Source organism: Nocardia flavorosea NBRC 108225 (assembly GCF_001613385.1).
Lineage (GTDB): Bacteria > Actinomycetota > Actinomycetes > Mycobacteriales > Mycobacteriaceae > Nocardia > Nocardia flavorosea.
In genome coordinates this window covers 171,787-188,391 of the sequence record NZ_BDCG01000004.1, presented here as the reverse complement: position 1 = coordinate 188,391, position 16,605 = coordinate 171,787, and the positions used below count along the sequence as shown (strand labels likewise).

At 66.9% G+C, this 16,605-nt stretch carries 21 protein-coding genes and 2 tRNA genes; 11 read left to right on the top strand and 12 right to left on the bottom strand.

From position 1 onward, the window contains the following. Positions 1–61 precede the first annotated feature (61 nt). Both NFL01S_RS04695 and NFL01S_RS04690 read left to right on the top strand, forming a co-directional pair. Positions 62–298: a hypothetical protein gene (locus NFL01S_RS04695; RefSeq protein WP_157116240.1), complete on the top strand. Its 237-nt coding sequence runs from the start codon at positions 62–64 to the stop codon at positions 296–298. A gap of 53 nt (positions 299–351) precedes the next feature. Continuing rightward, positions 352–594, top strand: a complete 243-nt coding sequence (locus NFL01S_RS04690) for a GNAT family N-acetyltransferase (protein WP_168433880.1) — start codon at positions 352–354, stop codon at positions 592–594. Between the two features lie 621 nt (positions 595–1,215). On the opposite strand, the gene NFL01S_RS34140 is transcribed toward NFL01S_RS04690, so the two are convergent. Further along, complete coding sequence (locus NFL01S_RS34140) at positions 1,216–1,992, bottom strand: recombinase family protein (RefSeq protein WP_084492407.1); 777 nt, start codon at positions 1,990–1,992, stop codon at positions 1,216–1,218. Here NFL01S_RS34140 and NFL01S_RS04680 point away from each other — a divergent pair. Together NFL01S_RS04680 and NFL01S_RS36730 are read left to right on the top strand one after the other, a co-directional pair. Then, positions 1,991–2,635 carry a class I SAM-dependent DNA methyltransferase gene (locus NFL01S_RS04680; protein WP_062971806.1) on the top strand — a complete coding sequence of 215 codons (645 nt, stop codon included), beginning with the start codon at positions 1,991–1,993 and terminating at the stop codon, positions 2,633–2,635. The two genes, NFL01S_RS34140 and NFL01S_RS04680, sit on opposite strands and share 2 nt — an antisense overlap. Positions 2,636–2,779: 144 nt before the next feature. After that, positions 2,780–2,983 (top strand): hypothetical protein, encoded by a 204-nt coding sequence (locus NFL01S_RS36730; RefSeq protein ID WP_245670518.1) that lies wholly within the window; start codon positions 2,780–2,782, stop codon positions 2,981–2,983. On the opposite strand, the gene NFL01S_RS34135 is transcribed toward NFL01S_RS36730, so the two are convergent. Then, the gene (locus tag NFL01S_RS34135) at positions 2,937–3,266 is read right to left on the bottom strand and encodes a mycothiol transferase (RefSeq protein WP_245670540.1); all 330 of its coding nucleotides are present in this window, start codon (positions 3,264–3,266) and stop codon (positions 2,937–2,939) included. The two genes, NFL01S_RS36730 and NFL01S_RS34135, sit on opposite strands and share 47 nt — an antisense overlap. A 448-nt stretch (positions 3,267–3,714) precedes the next feature. Here NFL01S_RS34135 and NFL01S_RS04675 point away from each other — a divergent pair, with 448 nt between their 5' ends. Next, a complete protein-coding gene (locus NFL01S_RS04675) occupies positions 3,715–4,122 on the top strand; it encodes a VOC family protein (protein ID WP_210744538.1) in 408 nt (135 codons plus the stop codon). 219 nt (positions 4,123–4,341) lie between these two features. Here the strand turns inward: NFL01S_RS04675 and NFL01S_RS04670 are convergent, their stop codons facing one another. The 4 genes from NFL01S_RS04670 to NFL01S_RS04655 all read right to left on the bottom strand — a co-directional run bounded on the left by NFL01S_RS04670 (position 4,342) and on the right by NFL01S_RS04655 (position 6,075). Continuing rightward, positions 4,342–4,722 carry a putative toxin gene (locus NFL01S_RS04670; RefSeq protein WP_062971804.1) on the bottom strand — a complete coding sequence of 127 codons (381 nt, stop codon included), beginning with the start codon at positions 4,720–4,722 and terminating at the stop codon, positions 4,342–4,344. Between the two features lie 194 nt (positions 4,723–4,916). After that, a tRNA-Ser gene (locus NFL01S_RS04665) sits at positions 4,917–5,004 on the bottom strand. A 56-nt stretch (positions 5,005–5,060) separates the two neighbouring features. Continuing rightward, the gene (locus NFL01S_RS04660) at positions 5,061–5,507 is read right to left on the bottom strand and encodes a nucleoside deaminase (RefSeq protein ID WP_174555644.1); all 447 of its coding nucleotides are present in this window, start codon (positions 5,505–5,507) and stop codon (positions 5,061–5,063) included. 28 nt (positions 5,508–5,535) lie between these two features. Further along, positions 5,536–6,075: a tRNA adenosine deaminase-associated protein gene (locus NFL01S_RS04655; protein WP_062971800.1), complete on the bottom strand. Its 540-nt coding sequence runs from the start codon at positions 6,073–6,075 to the stop codon at positions 5,536–5,538. A gap of 58 nt (positions 6,076–6,133) precedes the next feature. Here NFL01S_RS04655 and NFL01S_RS04650 point away from each other — a divergent pair, with 58 nt between their 5' ends. After that, positions 6,134–7,102, top strand: coding sequence for a prephenate dehydrogenase (locus NFL01S_RS04650; protein WP_062972415.1), 969 nt, complete (start codon positions 6,134–6,136; stop codon positions 7,100–7,102). A gap of 127 nt (positions 7,103–7,229) precedes the next feature. Here NFL01S_RS04650 and NFL01S_RS04645 read toward each other — a convergent pair whose 3' ends face one another. The 5 genes from NFL01S_RS04645 to NFL01S_RS04625 all read right to left on the bottom strand — a co-directional run bounded on the left by NFL01S_RS04645 (position 7,230) and on the right by NFL01S_RS04625 (position 10,087). Next, entirely contained in the window at positions 7,230–7,844 is a 615-nt protein-coding gene (locus NFL01S_RS04645) for a putative glycolipid-binding domain-containing protein (RefSeq protein WP_280507582.1), read from the bottom strand. 112 nt (positions 7,845–7,956) lie between these two features. Continuing rightward, complete coding sequence (locus NFL01S_RS04640) at positions 7,957–8,370, bottom strand: type II toxin-antitoxin system VapC family toxin (protein WP_062971798.1); 414 nt, start codon at positions 8,368–8,370, stop codon at positions 7,957–7,959. Further along, positions 8,363–8,614 (bottom strand): type II toxin-antitoxin system Phd/YefM family antitoxin, encoded by a 252-nt coding sequence (locus tag NFL01S_RS04635; protein ID WP_062971796.1) that lies wholly within the window; start codon positions 8,612–8,614, stop codon positions 8,363–8,365. Before NFL01S_RS04635 ends, NFL01S_RS04640 begins: the two co-directional genes overlap by 8 nt. A gap of 133 nt (positions 8,615–8,747) precedes the next feature. After that, positions 8,748–8,832, bottom strand: a tRNA-Ser gene (locus NFL01S_RS04630). 79 nt (positions 8,833–8,911) lie between these two features. Next, on the bottom strand, positions 8,912–10,087 hold the full coding sequence (locus NFL01S_RS04625) for a lactate 2-monooxygenase (protein ID WP_062971794.1): 1,176 nt from the start codon (positions 10,085–10,087) through the stop codon (positions 8,912–8,914). A gap of 481 nt (positions 10,088–10,568) precedes the next feature. Here NFL01S_RS04625 and NFL01S_RS04620 point away from each other — a divergent pair, with 481 nt between their 5' ends. After that, a complete protein-coding gene (locus NFL01S_RS04620) occupies positions 10,569–11,567 on the top strand; it encodes an NAD(P)H-quinone oxidoreductase (protein ID WP_062971792.1) in 999 nt (332 codons plus the stop codon). Between the two features lie 18 nt (positions 11,568–11,585). On the opposite strand, the gene NFL01S_RS04615 is transcribed toward NFL01S_RS04620, so the two are convergent. Then, on the bottom strand, positions 11,586–12,788 hold the full coding sequence (locus NFL01S_RS04615) for a cysteine desulfurase-like protein (RefSeq protein ID WP_062971790.1): 1,203 nt from the start codon (positions 12,786–12,788) through the stop codon (positions 11,586–11,588). A 170-nt stretch (positions 12,789–12,958) separates the two neighbouring features. Here NFL01S_RS04615 and NFL01S_RS04610 point away from each other — a divergent pair, with 170 nt between their 5' ends. The 4 genes from NFL01S_RS04610 to glfT1 all read left to right on the top strand — a co-directional run bounded on the left by NFL01S_RS04610 (position 12,959) and on the right by glfT1 (position 16,564). Then, positions 12,959–13,549 (top strand): bacterial proteasome activator family protein, encoded by a 591-nt coding sequence (locus NFL01S_RS04610; protein WP_174555638.1) that lies wholly within the window; start codon positions 12,959–12,961, stop codon positions 13,547–13,549. Positions 13,550–13,753: 204 nt separating this feature from the next. Continuing rightward, entirely contained in the window at positions 13,754–14,608 is an 855-nt protein-coding gene (wzm, locus tag NFL01S_RS04605; protein ID WP_062972408.1) for a galactan export ABC transporter permease subunit Wzm/RfbD, read from the top strand. A gap of 13 nt (positions 14,609–14,621) precedes the next feature. Further along, on the top strand, positions 14,622–15,503 hold the full coding sequence (gene wzt / locus NFL01S_RS04600; RefSeq protein ID WP_062971788.1) for a galactan export ABC transporter ATP-binding subunit Wzt/RfbE: 882 nt from the start codon (positions 14,622–14,624) through the stop codon (positions 15,501–15,503). Next, positions 15,500–16,564, top strand: a complete 1,065-nt coding sequence (gene glfT1, locus NFL01S_RS04595) for a galactofuranosyltransferase GlfT1 (RefSeq protein ID WP_245670517.1) — start codon at positions 15,500–15,502, stop codon at positions 16,562–16,564. Before wzt ends, glfT1 begins: the two co-directional genes overlap by 4 nt. The last annotated feature ends 41 nt before the right edge of the window (positions 16,565–16,605 follow it).

The following is a 16,605-nucleotide window of genomic DNA, read 5'->3' as shown; positions in this document are numbered from 1 at the left end:
TAAGTGACCCGAATCGGTGGTCTTACTGCGTTGATCGCTGCGCGCGAATACGTTGTCGGCCATGACATTGCCGAAGGTCGTGCTCACCGAATACACGTCGAGCGATCTGCCGATGTTGCGTTACTGGCGGGAAGACGAGGACGTGTTGCAGTACGTCCACGAACTGGAGCATCAGGAGAGGGACGATGTGCCCGGTTCCAGGGTGAGCGCAGGCAAGTACATCGCACGGCCGAGGATGCGCCGCATGGTGCGTGACGTGGCCACCGAGACGGTGGTCGGGTTCGTCTCCGTGCAGTGACCGGATGGGCCGAGCAGGAAGGGGCCCCGGTGACGCCGCCCTTCCATGGTGGCGTGAACATCGTCATCGACCCTTTGCGGCAGGAAAAAGGTCTCGGGTCGGCCGCGCTCAAAGCCGTGTTCGATCATCCGGAGCTCGCGGACGTGGTGACATTGGGCGGGTCTGTCGATGTCAGGAACACGGCGAGCCTTGGGATGCTGCGCAAACTGGGCTATGTGCCGTCCGGTCCCGCCGTGCAGGGCATGATCCCCTTCACGATCCCGGGCCCGGCGGAGCGAGTCCACGGCCGGCCGTAGCAGAAGGCGCCGGAAAGCCTTATGCCGCAATGACTACTGCGGTGGAGATCTGCTTCGATTGGCGAGATGGGACCAGAACTACTAACAGGACTGATCGGTGTGGCAGGTGCGCTGGTCGGCGGCTTGGCAACATTCAGCGGAACCGCATTCAACGCGAGGTCTACGCGGAAGCAGAGCCTCGCCGACCGTACCCATGCTGTGCAGGATCGCCGATACGAAGCTCACCGCGACTACATCCGGGGAGTTGCTCAGTTTTACGAGGCGGCGCGTGGAGTGCGTACAGCCCTATTGGGTGGGCAGAACGCGGAGGAAGCGCAACGCCTGCATGAACAGGCGTACAGCGCACTCCGAGAATTCGAGAGTGCCGCAGAGTTCGCCGGACCTCCCGCCTTGAATGAAAGCCTTCGTGAGCTGCAGGCTCAACTCAAGGCCTACTCGATGCAGGTCGACGCATGGGATGAGGCCGAGGCGGAATTCATGTCCGAGAGCGGCGAATCTCTCGACAGTGAGCAGCGCCTCCGCTTCGACTCTTCCTGCGTATCCGCGTGGGAAAGGCCCAAGTATCCCGGGAGCGCTATCTCTCTCGAGCCCACAAGGTGTTCTCAACCTGATACTGGCGGCTCACGCTTTCGTGGTCAGTTCCGGCACGTACTTGTACAGCGTGGTCCGCGATACCCCCAGCAGTCGAGCGATCGAGGACACCGACTCGTCCGGGCGGGTCAGTAGCGCGCGTGCCTGGCGGATCTGTTCCTCGCTCATGGCCGGTGGCCGGCCGAGGCGTTGCCCGCGGGCCCGGGCGGCGGCCAGGCCTTCGTGGGTGCCGTCGACGATGAGCTCGCGGATGAACTCGGCCAGCGCGGCGAAGACGTGGAATACCAGGCGCCCGCCGGGGGTGGTGGTGTCGAGTGCTTCGTGCAGGGACCGGAACCCGATGCCGCGGCGGCGCAGGTCGGCCACGATCGAGATCAGGTCCTGCAGGGAGCGGCCGAGCCGGTCGAGGGAGGCGACCACGAGGGTGTCGCCGCCGCGCATGTAGTCCAGGCACTTCGCGAGCTGCTCGCGCTCGATGTTCTTGCCGGACTTCTTGTCGGCGAACACCTTCGTGCAGCCGGCCGCCTTCAGCGCCCGGGTCTGCGGATATGGCGTAACCCGCTGGTAGAGGGCGGGTTCTACGCGCTGGGTGCTGGTCAGGCCGGGGGTTGTTGGGTGATGCGGTCGCGGTAGATCCGGTATGCCTTGCGGTCGGCGGCCGCGGTGCTGCGTGCGAGGGGGTTCGGCGGCGGCCAGCAGTGCCTGGTGGATGTGTGGTGGTGCGGTGACGTGCAGGCTGCAGCCCTGGCCTCGCCGTATCTGCCGGCCGTCCACGAGGTCGTGATCATGGAATATCGTGCCGGTCATGACCACGAATGACTGGTTGGCCGACACCCGAACCTCTTATGACACGGTCGCGGTCAGCTATGCCGACCAAGTGCGCGGCGCCCTCGCCGGACACCAGTACCTTCGCGCGGCTCTGGCGTTGTTCGCCGACAGCGTGCGGGTCGCTGGCGGCGGGCCGGTCGCGGACGTCGGCTGCGGTCCCGGTGAAGTCACCGCCCACCTGCATGAGCTCGGTGTCGACGCCTTTGGTGTCGACCTCTCCCCGGCGATGATCGACGTGGCTCGGCGCGACCACCCCGGCCTGCGGTTCGAGGTGGGCTCGATGACGGACCTGGACCTGCCCGTCGCTTCGGTGGCCGGCCTGCTCGCCTGGCAGTCGTTGATCCACATCCCTGACGACGAGGTGCCGACCGTGTTCGGGCACTTCCACCGAGCATTGCGGCCCGGCGGACCGCTGCAGCTGCTGTTTCACGTCGGCGACGAGTCGTTGTTGAAGACGGACGGCTATGGCGGTCACCCGATGAATGTCCATGTCCACCGCCGTCAGCCTGACCGGGTGGCATCCTGGCTGCGCGATGCCGGATTCGTGGTCGAGGCTCAGATGCTGCTCGACCCGGACGCGAAAGCTCAGCAAGCGATTCTTTTCGCACGCAGTAGGTCCTGACTTCTGCATCTCGGGCATCGGATCCGGAGCCGATGCCCGAGATGGACGCCGACACTGCGCTATGCCCTCGGCGCGACCGTCCTGGCCACGGACGCGCTCTACACCCTGCAAGCCCTGTGAATCCCGCCCGAGGCGGCAAGAGATGTGAAGCGGGTGAGGGGGTCGTGGAACTGGGTGGTGCGGGCGACGGATCGGCGCCCGGTCGGAAAATGCATCGAATTATGGACATCGGCGGTGGTCGGCGGCGAGGATCTGTTCGACGAGGATGTCGGCATGGCCAGCCTGGCGGGCGAGTTCTCGATCATGTGCGCGCAGATCCAGGAAAAACTGACCGCACCGCGCCGGTAGTGAACGAACATATCGCCCTCGACCGCGGTGCGCGCGATCGCTCGTGAGCGTTCGGCAGCGGTTCGTACTCCGCGATCGCTTCCTCCAGAGTCTGCATTGGCGGGACCACCCAACTCTGGTCATCGCCCCAGGCATACCCGTCACACTGGGATTCCTCGACCCCACCGATCGTGCGCTGAAACCAAATACGCTCCGCGGCCGCGCAATGCTTGATTAACGCGATCGGCGTGGTCAGCGACGGAACTAGACGCCGTCGGCTCTGCTCATCGGTAAGCGGCCGCACCGCTCGGACCAAAGCCCGGCGGTTGTGGGCGAGGACAGCTTCCCAACGGATGCGCGCCCCGGCGCTCACTGCCTTCCAGGTCGGACAGCTGCGTGACCGCGCCGAGGCCGGTGAATCAAAGTCGGTGCCGGCCGGCGAGTTCGGAGTCACGCGCCAGACGATCTGCAACTACCTACGCGCTTCGGCAACGCAAGGACTGATTTGACCTCCGATGCGTCCGAATGGGGCCTCATAGCCCCCCGCCCGCGCCCGCCGGCGGTAGGTTCAGTTCGAGTTTCTGTCGTGGGCATGCCCGGCGACGGTGCTAGGGTGGGCGCCATGACTGCCGGGTCGGCTATATGCCGTGAGCGGGAAGGTTTCCCGGCGGCTGTTTGATTGCGTGGCGGGCCCGCGGCCCGCCTTCTTTTGTGGCATCCCGATATCGAATCCACAAAAGAAGGAGTCTCCTATGTCGCATCCGCAGGTGGATGTGCGTTTCGACCACACGATCATCGCCGCCCGGGACAAACAGGAGTCCGCACAATTTTTCGCCGACATCTTCGGCCTCCCCGAACCGCTGGAAGCAGGACATTTCGTCGCGGTGTATTTGACAGACGGGCGGGTGCTCGACTTCGCCGTACCGCCGATCGATTTCCCCGGGCAGCATCTCGCATTCCTGGTCAACGATGAAACATTCGATCACATCATGGAGCGAATCCGTGCGCGCGGTATCACGTACTGGGCCGGCCCCATGATGCAGGGGCCGGGCGAGATCAACACCAACCACGGCGGCCGAGGCGTGTACTTCGACGATCCGGCCGGGCACCACCTCGAAGCACTCACCGCCCGTTATGAGGGCTACCCAGCCCTGACATGAGGCCGCGGCTGCGCCGGGGCCTTCCCGGCACAGCCCGGAACCCCTACTGTCCCGACAGGGGGTTCCGGTAGTAACCGCCGAAACAACGGATATGCCCGTTCTACCTGGTTGGTGCAGCCGCAAAGAAGAGGTTGAACGGGTCGGAGCGGACTCCCGGCAGTGCTCCCATCAGGAGATATGTCATATCCGCCCGATTTTGGCGGATACTACAACCGGCCGCTATTTCATCTGATGATGAACTCCGACTACCCAGCACTCGGGCGTCTCGTGGACGGGCCCGCGATCGGTGTGCTGGAGCCCTACACGCTGGCCGGCGCCGAGGTGTCGGCTTCGCCCTTCGCAGTACGCCAGGTCGTCTCGGATCTGGCCGGTGAGTGCCTGCCGCTCCACGTTTTTGACCTCGGTCAACCGCATGTTGGTGTGGTCCAGATCGTCCGGCACCCGTTTGGACGCCGTACCGCTGGCAGATTTGATCGACTCCTTCGTCTTCGTGGGATCGATGCCGGCGCGGGCTTCGGCTTCGGCGCCGGCCAGCTTGTTGCGGCGTGGCTGATCGGCGCGGGTTCGTGGGGGCGGGTGTTTGAGCTGCTTGTCGAGCACCGGCTGGAACTTTGAACCGTCCTGGACCTGGTGGAGACCAGAGTCTCCAGCCAGTCCAGGACGGTTCACCCCAGGCGATACACGACGCGTACGCCCCGCCGGAGTGTGGGCAAAATGTGGGCACTGAGCCCGCGCGAGAGTTCTGCGGGGAAGAAAAAAGCCCCTCACCTGGCAATTCAGGAGAGGGGCGTAAGCGGTGGCGGAGGGATTTGAACCCTCGGAGGGGGGTTACCCCTCACACGCTTTCGAGGCGTGCTCCTTAGGCCGCTCGGACACGCCACCGCCAGTCACAATACCGGACCGGTCGCCGATCCTCTAAATCGGGCCTCGACCTGCGCTTACCCACCGGGGCGACGCTGCGAGCGGAAGAACGTATCGAGGATCGCCGCACATTCGTCCGCCACGATTCCTCCGCGAACCTGGGGGCGGTGGTTGAGGCGGCGGTCGCGGACCACGTCCCACAGCGACCCGACCGCACCCGTCTTGGGCTCCCACGCGCCGAACAGCAGCCGATCCACCCGCGCCGCGACCAACGCGCCGGCACACATCGTGCACGGTTCGAGGGTCACCGCCAGGGTGGTCCCGGTGAGCCGCCAACCGTCGCCGTGGACCGCCGCGGCCCGGCGCAGCGCCAGTACCTCGGCGTGCGCGGTGGGGTCGCCGGTGGCCTCACGCGCATTGGCGGCGCGGGCCAGCTCACGGCCTCCGCTGTCGAAAACGACGGCGCCGACCGGTACGTCCCGCGGATCGGCGGTGCCGGCGGCGGCCAGCGCCGCCCGCACCATCTCGGCGTCGGAGAGCGGGCCGCTCACCTCAACGGGGCAGTTTGTCGAGCACCGCGGAGAACTCCGAGGCGAACCCGAGCCGTTCCGCGATCATCGCGAGCTGCTCGTCCGGGTAGAGGTCGGTGTCGGCGAGGATCACACTGAATACCGGCTCGGGGAGACCCAGATCGGCCAGAATGCCGAGGTCACCCTCCTCCCACGGCTCGGTATCGTCCAGATCGTCGGGGTCGATATCGGGGATCTCGATATGCAGTTCCTCCAGGACATCGGCCGCGATGTCGTAGTCGATCGCCGCAGTCGCGTCCGACACCAGTAGCTGCGTGCCGCTGGGAGCCGGCCGGACCACGATGAAGAACTCGTCGTCGACGTCCAGGAGTCCGAAAACCGCACCGGATGAGCGGAGTGCTTTGAGCTCGTTCTCCGCGGCGGACAGTGTGGTGAGCGCGGCCGTGGTCAGCGGACTGCATTTCCATGTACCGTCTTCCCGGACAACGGCCACCGCGAACCCCTCGACGTCGTCGTAATCGTCCGACGTCGCCCTGTTCGTGCCCGAGCGCTGTGCTGCCATGGGCGCAACGGTAGTCGGCTGGAGCCCGTTAGATGAACTCGTATGCGAATCTGTTCCGGTGACGGCTGACAACCATACGGCGCTCTGTGTTCTCGGGACGGGTTTGATCGGCGGATCGCTGCTGCGTGCGGCGGCCGCGGCGGGCTACACCGGCTGGGGATACAACCGATCGGCGCCGGGCGTGGCGGCCGCCCAGAAAGCCGGTTTCGACGTCTCCGATGACCTTGCGGCGGTGCTGGGCCGCGCTGCCGAAACCGATGCCCTGATCGTGGTGGCCGTGCCCATGCCGGCGGTCAACCCGATGCTGGACGCGATCGCGCAGTACGCGCCGCAATGCCCGCTCACCGATGTAGTGAGTGTGAAATCCCCGGTCGCGGCCGCGGTGCGCCGGTACGGCCTGCAAGAACGCTATGTGGGCGGGCATCCGATGGCAGGTACTGCCGAATCGGGTTGGCAGGCCACCGATCCCGGCCTGTTCCGGGGCGCCGCCTGGGCAGTGGGCGTCGATCCGGGTACCGACCCGCACGCCTGGACACGGGTCGCGCGGCTGGCCCTGGACTGCGCGTCGGTGGTGGTACCGGTGACGGCCTCGGAGCACGACCGCGCCGTCGCCCGGATCTCGCATCTGCCGCATGTGCTGGCCGAAGCGCTGGCGGTGGCCGGGGCACGCGGCGGCGATCTCGCACTGGGGCTGGCAGCGGGTTCCTTCCGCGACGGCACCCGGGTCGCGGCCACCGCGCCCGACCTCGTGCGCGCGATCTGCGAACCGAACTCCGACGCGCTGCTCGCGGTACTCGACGAAACACTCGCCGCCCTCACCGAAGCCCGGGAGGCGCTGAGCGCGCACACTTCACTCGACGAACTCACCACCGCCGGGCACGCGGCACGGCAACGCTACGAATCCGCGCGACGCTGGGAGATCACCGATATCGAACCGGGTGCGCCGGGCTGGCTGGAGAAATTGCAGGACGCCGGCCGGACGGGCGGAGTGATCACCCGCCTTGACACCGGGTCGGAGCGGAACTGACCCGCGAGCGCCGTAAACGCCTCGGCGGTATCGGCGGCCTGCCGGCCCATCGTTCCGCTCGCCGTCGCCGAGCGGTGAGACCCGGGAATCGACATTTCGGTACTTTGCGGAGTTCCGAGCCGCGCGGTCAGATTCGCTCGGCCAGGCCCGGATAGTCGAGTACGAAACCGTCCGGGTCGACCGTGAGCGTCGCACTGGACACCGGCGAGAGCACACTGATCCCGTCGCCCGCGCTGCTGTAGGTGAGATCGGCTTCCTGCACCGTCAGATCCGGCAGGCCCACATAGACCACCGGAACCTGGACATCCTCCATTGCGTGCTGCAGACCGAAACGCCGGATCGGCAGCGTATTGAAGAACGGGCTCAGCACCACATCCGCGTCCAGCGCCCCACCGAACGTCGAGCGGACATGGGCGCCGGTGGCGTCGATGAGCCAGTAGTTCTCCTCGTCGCGCGCGATCGACGCATGCCGCTCCCCGGCCGCGGTCGTACTGCGCAGCGATAACCGCCTGGTCGCCCCGTTCTCATCGGTGACCAGGTCGTAGGAGGCGCTGAACGCGGGATGCTCCCCGCAACCCCCACCGATGATGCGGCCGCTGGCCCGGATCCGGTTGCCGTTGAGGGTGACGCGAACCGATTCCATCCGCGAGGCGTCGTGGGAGCGCCAGGTGAGTACAGCGGGCCACCGCACCGGCGCCGGCACGGTGCCCGGACCAGGGGTTTCGTCGCTCGTTTCTGTCACGTGTCCACCGTACGCAACCGCGTGGCCGACGGAGCGGATGCGCGCGGCGCCGGGCAGGGTTCGGCCCCGCGATAGTGCGGCAGGCAGCAACCCGTAGCGGCGAGGAGTCCATTTACACCGGGATAACGTTCAACAGCGGGCCGAGTCCCTTGAAGTCGTCAGGATTTCGGGTGTACAGCGGGAGTGCGTGTTGGAGTGCGGTAGCGGCTATCTGCAAATCGGCCACCCGCCTGCGTGGCTTACGCCCGATCTGTTCCACGAGCAATCCCAATGACCCGTAGACCAGGGCCGTCTCGTCGTCGAACGGTAGCGGCGCAAATGACCTCACAACCCACTGCAACTGGAGTTGACGCTGCGCCTTGCGCACCGCGTCTTTCGTTGCGTGCACCCCCGCTGCTAGTTCGGCGAGGCTGATGGCGCTTATCGCTGCCTCCGCATCCTCGGGCAGTGTCTGGTGCACCTCCGGATAGTCGATCAGCACCGAGGTATCGAGCAGGACATGACGGGGTACGGCAGGTTCACTCATCTTCGGGCATTTCCTGGTCGATCAGCGAATCCATTTCCGCACGCCATTCGCCGTAGTCGATACGCGGCAAATGGGCGGACGTGCGGGCGAGTTCGGCGATCGGGACGAAGGTTCGCTGAGTCAGCGGCTTCAACTCCGCGACCGGTTTGCCGTTTCGGGTGATCGTGAAGCTCTCGCCGCTCTCGACCGCAGCGAGGACTTTGCCACTGTCATTGCGGAGGTCCCGTTGCTGGATCGTTCTCATATTCCCAGCGTACCTTCCTGCTACAGCATGTACACAATGCTACGGCGGAAGCGTGCGGAATCTCAGAGCCGTGACAGGGGGTTGGCATCAGGCGCGGTGGCCCGGCCGAAGCGATACGGGCCACCGGCGGAAGCGGAGACGGAGGGATTTGAACCCCCGGTCGCTCTCACGACTCTCGCTTTCAAGGCGAGTGCATTCGGCCGCTCTGCCACGTCTCCAGGGCCTCGATGTTAACCGATACCCCCGGGCGGAACCGAAATCCGGCGGGTACTCACCGCTGGTTGCCGATGCCCGGGTTCAGCGGGGAACGGCGAGCAGATCGCGGGTGACTCCGGCGAGGTCGGCGCAGCCGGACAGGCCCATGGCGGAATCGAAATCGGCGAGCAGCAACCGCAGTGCGTGCCGGACTCCGGGCGCCCCGGCAATACCGAGGGCGTAGGCCCAGGGGCGGCCGTAGCAGACGGCTTTCGCGCCGAGGGCGAGCGCGGTGAGGATATCGGAGCCGGTGCGGATACCGGAGTCGAAGAGCACATCGGCGCGGTCGCCGACGGCCGCGACGATCGGGCCCAGCGCATCGAGAGCGGCGATCGAGTTATCGATCTGGCGGCCACCGTGGTTGCTCACCAAGATCCCGTCCGCGCCGGCGTCCACGACCAGGCGGGCGTCGTCGGGGTGCAGGACGCCCTTCACCGCGATCGGCAGATCGGTCCAGTCGCGCAATTTGGCCAGATCGGCGGGTCGCAGGGTGTGGTTGCCGAACAGGCCCACCCAGGTGAGGATCGCCATCCGCATGGCATCCTCGCTCTCCTCGGGCGGGGCCGGCAGTTTGGCGCGGAAAACCGGGTCGGACAGGTAGTTCGCGATACCTTTACCCAGCAGGAACGGCAGATGAGCGAGCTCCAGGTCGCGTGGGCGCCAGCCGAGCGAGGGCGTATCCACGGTGACCACGATCGCCCGGGCACCGGCTCGCTCCGCGCGCTGGACGAACGACCGGGCCAGCTCGTCGTCGGCCGGCCAGTACAGCTGATACCACCAGTCCCCCGCCACCGCACCGACTTCCTCGACGGTCGACGAGGACGCCGTGGACAGCACACTGCCCACCCCGAGTTCCTTCGCGACCCCCGCCACCACGACCTCGCCTTTTTCGTGCAGCAATTCCAGCACCCCGACCGGCGCGGTGAGCACCGGCGCGGCGAGTTTCGTGCCCAGGACCTCTACAGCGGTATCCCGGGTGCCCGGGCCACTGGTACCACGCAGCATGCGCGGCACCAGCCGGAACCGTTCGAACGCGGCCAGATTCGCGGCGGCGGTGCGTTCACTGGACGCACTGCCGGCCACGTAGGCGAAGGCGCGCGCGTCGAGCAACTCCCGGGCCCGGCTCTCGAACCCGTCCGCCGTCATCGGCAGTTCGGGGACCGCCCCGCCCATTCCCTGGAGGTAGATCTCGTTCTGGAAGTCGATGAAGCTGCTCACGCACGCACACGCTAGCCCCGCCGAGCCGATCCAGGACGCATATGGTCGAGGCCCCTTGCCCTGACGCGGCGCCCGCGACCACCCCGCCTGTATACGAGTGGGCAGCTCCGCACGGCACCAGCTGTGATCGCGCACGCAGCGGGGCCCGCACTGCTCGGCAGCGCCGCATCCGGTGCGGACGGGGCAGTCTCCCTGGTCACGCCGCGTCGCCGGAACCCCCGCAAGCCGATCCCCTATCCCGTGCACAGGTCCGCGACGGCTTTTGCCCACGGTGTGGACGCGGTGCCGGACTCCACCCGAACGAGAACCTGCCGACCGTCGATGCCGGCTGTGTCGCTGTCACCGGTTGGACCTCGCTGTGGGTGCTTGCAGCGCCGCCATGCGGACCGCTGACCGGTCACGCCCTCGTACCACCGCGAGGAATGACTCGCCAACTGGTAGGCGGGCGCCCATTCGGTGGTCGCTGTTGCACTATGGGGCGATGCGCGCGATCAATTTGAACGGTTTCGGTGGGCCCGAGGTGATGGAGTGGTCGGACGCACCCGACCCGGTACCCGGGCACGGTGAGGTGCTGATCGAGGTGGCGGCGGCCGGGGTGAACCGGGCCGATCTGCTGCAGCGCCGCGGTTTCTACGCGCCGCCGGCCGGGACGACACCGGTTCCCGGGCTGGAATGTTCCGGTGTCATCGCGCAGGTCGGCGACGGTGTCCACGAATGGTCGGTGGGCGACCGGGTGTGTGCGCTGCTCTCCGGCGGCGGTTACGCCGAGAAGGTCGTGGTGCCCGCCGGTCAGGTGCTGCCGGTGCCGGACGGCCTGGATCTGGGGTCGGCGGCCGGGCTTCCCGAGGTGGCCGCGACGGTCTGGTCGAATCTGGTGATGACCGCCGGTCTGCACTCCGGCCAGCTGCTGCTGGTGCACGGCGGGGGCAGCGGTATCGGCACGCACGCCATCCAGGTGGCGCGGCAGCTGGGCGCCCGGGTCGCGGTGACGGCGGGCTCGGCGGCCAAACTCGAACGCTGCGCGGAACTCGGGGCGAACGTCCTGATCAACTACCGCGAGCACGATTTCGTGGAGATGATCCGCGCCGAGCACGGTCTGGGCGGGCCGGGCGCCGATATCATCCTCGACAATATGGGCGCCGCCTATCTGGGCCGCAACGTCGAGGCGCTGGCCCTGGACGGCCAGGTCGTGGTCATCGGGATGCAGGGCGGGGTGAACGCCGACCTGAACCTGGGCGCGCTGATGGCCAAACGGGGCACGGTCCGCGCGATCAAACTGCGCGACCGCCCGGCCACCGGACGCGGCAGCAAGGCCGACATCATCGCCGAGGTACGTGCACACGTCTGGCCGCTGCTGGAGAAGGGGGAGATCGTCCCGGTGATCCACGCCGAGGTGCCGGTGGCCGACGCGGGTCGCGCACACGAAATGCTCGACGAACACGAGACATTCGGCAAGGTGATCCTGCGGGTCGGTAGCTGACCCGGTGCGCCGCGGGCCTCAGCCGAGGGATTCGAGCGCCCGCCGGAACAGATCGATCTCGCGCCGGGTGGTGTACGGCGCGAGACCGATCGTCACCGCACCGCCTTCGTCGTTGACGCCCAGCGCGTCCAGCAACCGGCTGCCGCCGTGCGAGCCGGCGAGCACGGCGATCCGTTTATCGGCCAGTTCGGCCGCGATCTTCTCCGCCTGCATACCGTCGATGGTGAAACTGACCGTCGGGATACGGGTGGACGCCCGGCCGATCACGGTGAGACCGCTGATCTTGTCCAGCGTGCTCATCAGATGGTCGAACAGCTGGTCGTGGTAGTCCTGCAGGGAGGTCACCGAAATCTCGAGCCGCTCCCGCCGGGTCCCCTCGGCGCGTTCGTCCAGGCCGGCCAGGTAGTCGATCGAGGTGGTGAGCCCCGCCAGCAACGCGTACTGGTGCCCGCCCACCTCCAGCCGTTCGGGCCCCTTCGCGTACGGGTTCAACGCCATGGACGGGATCCGGTCCAGGAACGCCGGATCCCGGAAGACCAGCGCCCCGACCTGCGGGCCACCCCAGCTCGGACCACTCAGCGCGACCACGTCGGCGTTCAGGTCTTCGATATCGATCAGCGCGTACGGCGCCGCACCGACCGCATCGGCGACCAGCAACCCGCCCACCTCGTGTACCCGTTCCGCGGCGACCCGCACCGACGGCGCCGACCCGACGATCGGGGAAGCCGCTGTGAGGGCGACCAGCCGCGCGGTGGGTCCGATGAGCTCCTCGAACTGCCAGGCCGGCATTTCGCAGGTTTCGATCTCGACCTCGGCCCAGCGCACATGCGCGCCGTACCGGTTGGCGATACGCAGCCACGGGGCAACATTCGCCTCGTCGTCCAGGCGCGACAGCACGATACCGGTGCCCAGTCCCAGCCGGGAGCTCAGCGATTCGGACAGCCAGGACAGCAGGACCGCGCGGTCGGGCCCCAGTACGACGCCGCTCGGGTCGGCGCCGACGAGATCGGCGACGGCCACCCGGGCCTCGTGCAGGATCTCCGCGCTGCGTTTGGCCGCACCGTGCCGGCCGATATGGGTGAAAGACGACGAGCGGAATCCGATCGACACCGCGCGGGAGACAGAATCCGGAACAAGCATGCCCGCCTGCGGAGCCAAGTTGATCCAGCCGTCGGCCAGGGCGGGGATCAGTCCCCGGACCCGCGCGACGTCGTAAGTCATGCAGGCCACTTTAAGGCCAGCGGCCTCCGCTCGGTAACCCTGGTCCGGCCCGGTGCGGGGACTTGCCACCGACGGCGGGGCCGACTTGCCGCGGACGGCGGGGCCGGCACGACCCGCTCTACGACCACCGGCTTTAGCACGTTCGGCGCGAACACGACATGATGGGGAACATGACGCAATCGGATGACGCATCGGAACCCGTTGTCGTGATCGGCCCCGAAGGCCGCCCGCTGGTGTTGCCGCCGGGTGCCGCGTCGAACGCGTCGTACTCCGGCGCGGAGAACTCCACGGGCGACGAGACCGAGGGCGACCGCACCGAAACGCTCGCCGATATGGTCGAGCAGCCGGCCAAGGTGATGCGGATCGGCACCATGATCAAACAGCTGCTGGAGGAGGTGCGGGCGGCGCCGCTCGACGACGCCAGCCGCACGCGTCTGGCCGAAATCCACAAATCCTCCATCCGGGAGCTGGAGCAGGGCCTGGCCCCGGAGCTGCGCGAGGAACTGGAACGGCTGGCTCTGCCGTTCAGCGAGGACGCCGTCCCCTCGGATGCGGAACTGCGGATCGCGCAGGCACAGCTGGTGGGCTGGCTCGAGGGGCTGTTCCACGGTATCCAGACGGCGCTGTTCGCCCAGCAGATGGCCGCGCGTGCACAGCTCGAACAGATGCGCCAGGGCGCCCTGCCACCGGGTATCCACGCCGGTGAGGGCCGCGGCGGCCAGCAGGGGCACTCCATCGGGGGCACCGGGCAATACCTCTGAACGCGGTGGTGTATATGCCAGGCGTTACCGGATCGTATTGCCGGGGTAGTGTCGTGCACCGTGCCTGCAGCTTCCGCTCGCCCCGACCTGGTAACCCCTGAAGATCCGGCGAGCACCGACGAGAGCTCGGTGCGCGCCGACCACACTCCCGCCGCAGATGAGAAGCCCGTGAGTTCCGAGCAGACCCCGGTAGCCGATACCGATATCGCCCAGGTGACCGCCCCGGCCCCGATCGAGCCCGATTCGCAGTCCTGGGCCCGGGCCTGGCGCGATATCCGCGAAGGGTTCGGTCAGCGCGAACTATGGCTCTCGCTCGGCTGGCAGGACATCAAGCAGCGCTATCGGCGTTCGGTGATCGGCCCGTTCTGGATCACCATCGCGACCGCTGTGCAGGCCACTGCCATCGGCATCCTGTACGCGGCGCTGCTCGGTCAGCCGCTGCAGGAATATCTGCCGTACGTCGCGGTGGGCCTGATCGTGTGGAATGTCATCAACGCCTCGATCATCGAGGGCGCGGATGTGTTCATCGCCAACGAGGGCCTGATCAAACAGTTGCCCTCGGCGTTGAGCGTGCACGTGTTCCGGCTGGTGTGGCGGCAGATGCTGTTCTTCGCCCACAACCTGCTGATCTACGTCGTGGTCCTGGCCCTGTTCGGGGTCTGGCGCGATCTGCACTGGACGGCGATCGCGGCGCTACCGGCGCTGGCGCTGTTGTTCCTGAACGCCATGTGGGTTTCGGTGCTGTTCGGGATCTTCAGCACCCGATACCGCGATATCGCGCCCATCCTCGGCAGTATGACGCTGATGCTCTTCGTGCTGACCCCGGTGATGTGGAGCACCAAGAGCCTCGAAGCCCAGGGCGGCGAGGTCGCCGAACGGGCCCGGATAGCCGAGGTCGTCCCCACATACCACTACCTGGAGATCGTGCGCGCGCCGCTGCTCGGCGACGATCAGAAGCTGTACCACTGGGCGATCGTCGGCGCGATCACCGTGGTGGGCTGGATCGCCGCCGCGATCGCCCTGAAGAAGTACCGTTCGCGCGTGCCCTACTGGGTTTAGGAGTCAGCCGGTCATGACCGATCAGGTGAGTATCGAAACCCGCGACGCGTGGGTGGAATTCCCGATTTTCGACGCGAAATCGCGGTCGCTGAAGAAGGCGTTCCTGGGCAAGGCCGGCGGGTCGATCGGCCGCAACCAGTCCGATGTTGTGGTCGTCGAGGCCCTGCGCGACATCACACTGTCACTGAAGGAAGGCGACCGGGTGGGCCTGGTCGGCCACAACGGCGCCGGTAAATCCACCCTGCTGCGATTGCTGTCCGGTATCTACGAACCGTCGCGTGGCAGCGCGCGCATCCGCGGGCGAGTGGCGCCGGTGTTCGATCTGGGTGTCGGGATGGACCCGGAGATCTCCGGGTACGAGAACATCATCATCCGCGGCCTGTTCCTCGGGCAGACCCGGAAACAGATGCTGGCCAAAATCGACGAGATCGCCGAATTCACCGAACTCGGCGAGTACCTGTCCATGCCGCTGCGCACCTATTCGACCGGTATGCGAGTCCGGCTGGCGATGGGTGTGGTGACCTCCATCGACCCCGAGATCCTGCTGCTCGACGAGGGTATCGGCGCGGTCGACGCGGAGTTCATGAAGAAGGCCCGGATCCGGTTGCAGGAACTGGTCGCCCGCTCGGGCATTCTGGTTTTCGCCAGCCACTCCAACGAATTCCTCGCCCAGCTCTGCGATACCGCGATGTGGATCGATCACGGCCAGATCCGGCTACAGGGCGGAATCGAAGAAGTTGTCCGCGCCTACGAGGGGCCGGACGCGGGTAATCATGTGGCGACGGTATTGCGTGAGCTGGAGGCCGAGAAGACCGGTGGCTCCACCGCCGGAACCGGTGAGCCCGAGCCGCAGTCGGCCGACAGCGAACGAGAACTGGAGAACAACCAGGTATGAGCGAGTCAGGCCCGGAGGGGGCGGCCAAACGTGACCACGCGGAGCCCTCGCTCACGCCCGATGAACCGCGCACGATCGAATCGGGCGGCTCGGAGACGGTAGCGCAGGGCAAGCAGGCCGCGGTGCCGACGGACCCCGCCGCGGCGGTGCTGCCCGCGGCCGACTACAGCGCCGACGCCACTGTCGTGGCCGTGGTGGTGACGCATAAGCGGCGGGATCTGCTCGCCGAATCGCTGAAAGCCGTGGGGACCCAGTCGCGTCCGGTCGATCACCTGATCGTGGTCGACAACGGGAACGAGGGCGAGGTGGCCGAACTGGTCGCCGATCAACCGGTACCGACCACTTACCTCGGTTCGGCGCATAATCTCGGCGGCGCCGGTGGGTTCGCGCTCGGTATGCTGCACGCACTGAGCCTCGGTGCGGACTGGGTGTGGCTGGCCGACGACGACGGCCGTCCCGACGGGCCGGAAGTACTTGCCACGCTGTTCGATTGCGCACGCCGCCACGATCTCGTGGAGGTTTCGCCGGTGGTCTGCGATATCGACGAACCCGACCGGCTGGCCTTCCCGCTGCGCCGCGGCCTGGTGTGGCGGCGGCGGCGCTCCGAACTCGGCGACGACGATTTCCTGCCGGGTATCGCCTCCCTGTTCAACGGCGCACTGATTTCGGCGCAGGCCGTGGATGTGATCGGCGTACCGGATCTGCGGCTGTTCGTGCGCGGTGACGAGGTGGAGGTCCACCGGCGTCTCGTGCGTTCCGGATTACCCTTCGGCACCTGCCTGCAAACGGCCTATCTGCACCCGAACGGTGCCGCCGAATTCAAGCCGATCCTGGGCGGGCGGATGCACACCCAGTACCCGGACGATCCGGTGAAGCGCTATTTCACCTACCGCAACCGCGGGTACCTCATGTCGCAACCGGGTATGCGAAAGCTGCTGCCCCAGGAGTGGATTCGTTTCTCCTGGTTCTTCCTCGTGACCCGTCGCGATCCGGCCGGATTGCGCGAGTGGTTCCATCTGCGCAGCCTCGGCCGCAACGAGCAGTTCCAGAAACCGGATTAGACCCGGACCGCCCATACTTCTCATATCGGTCAGTCGATATG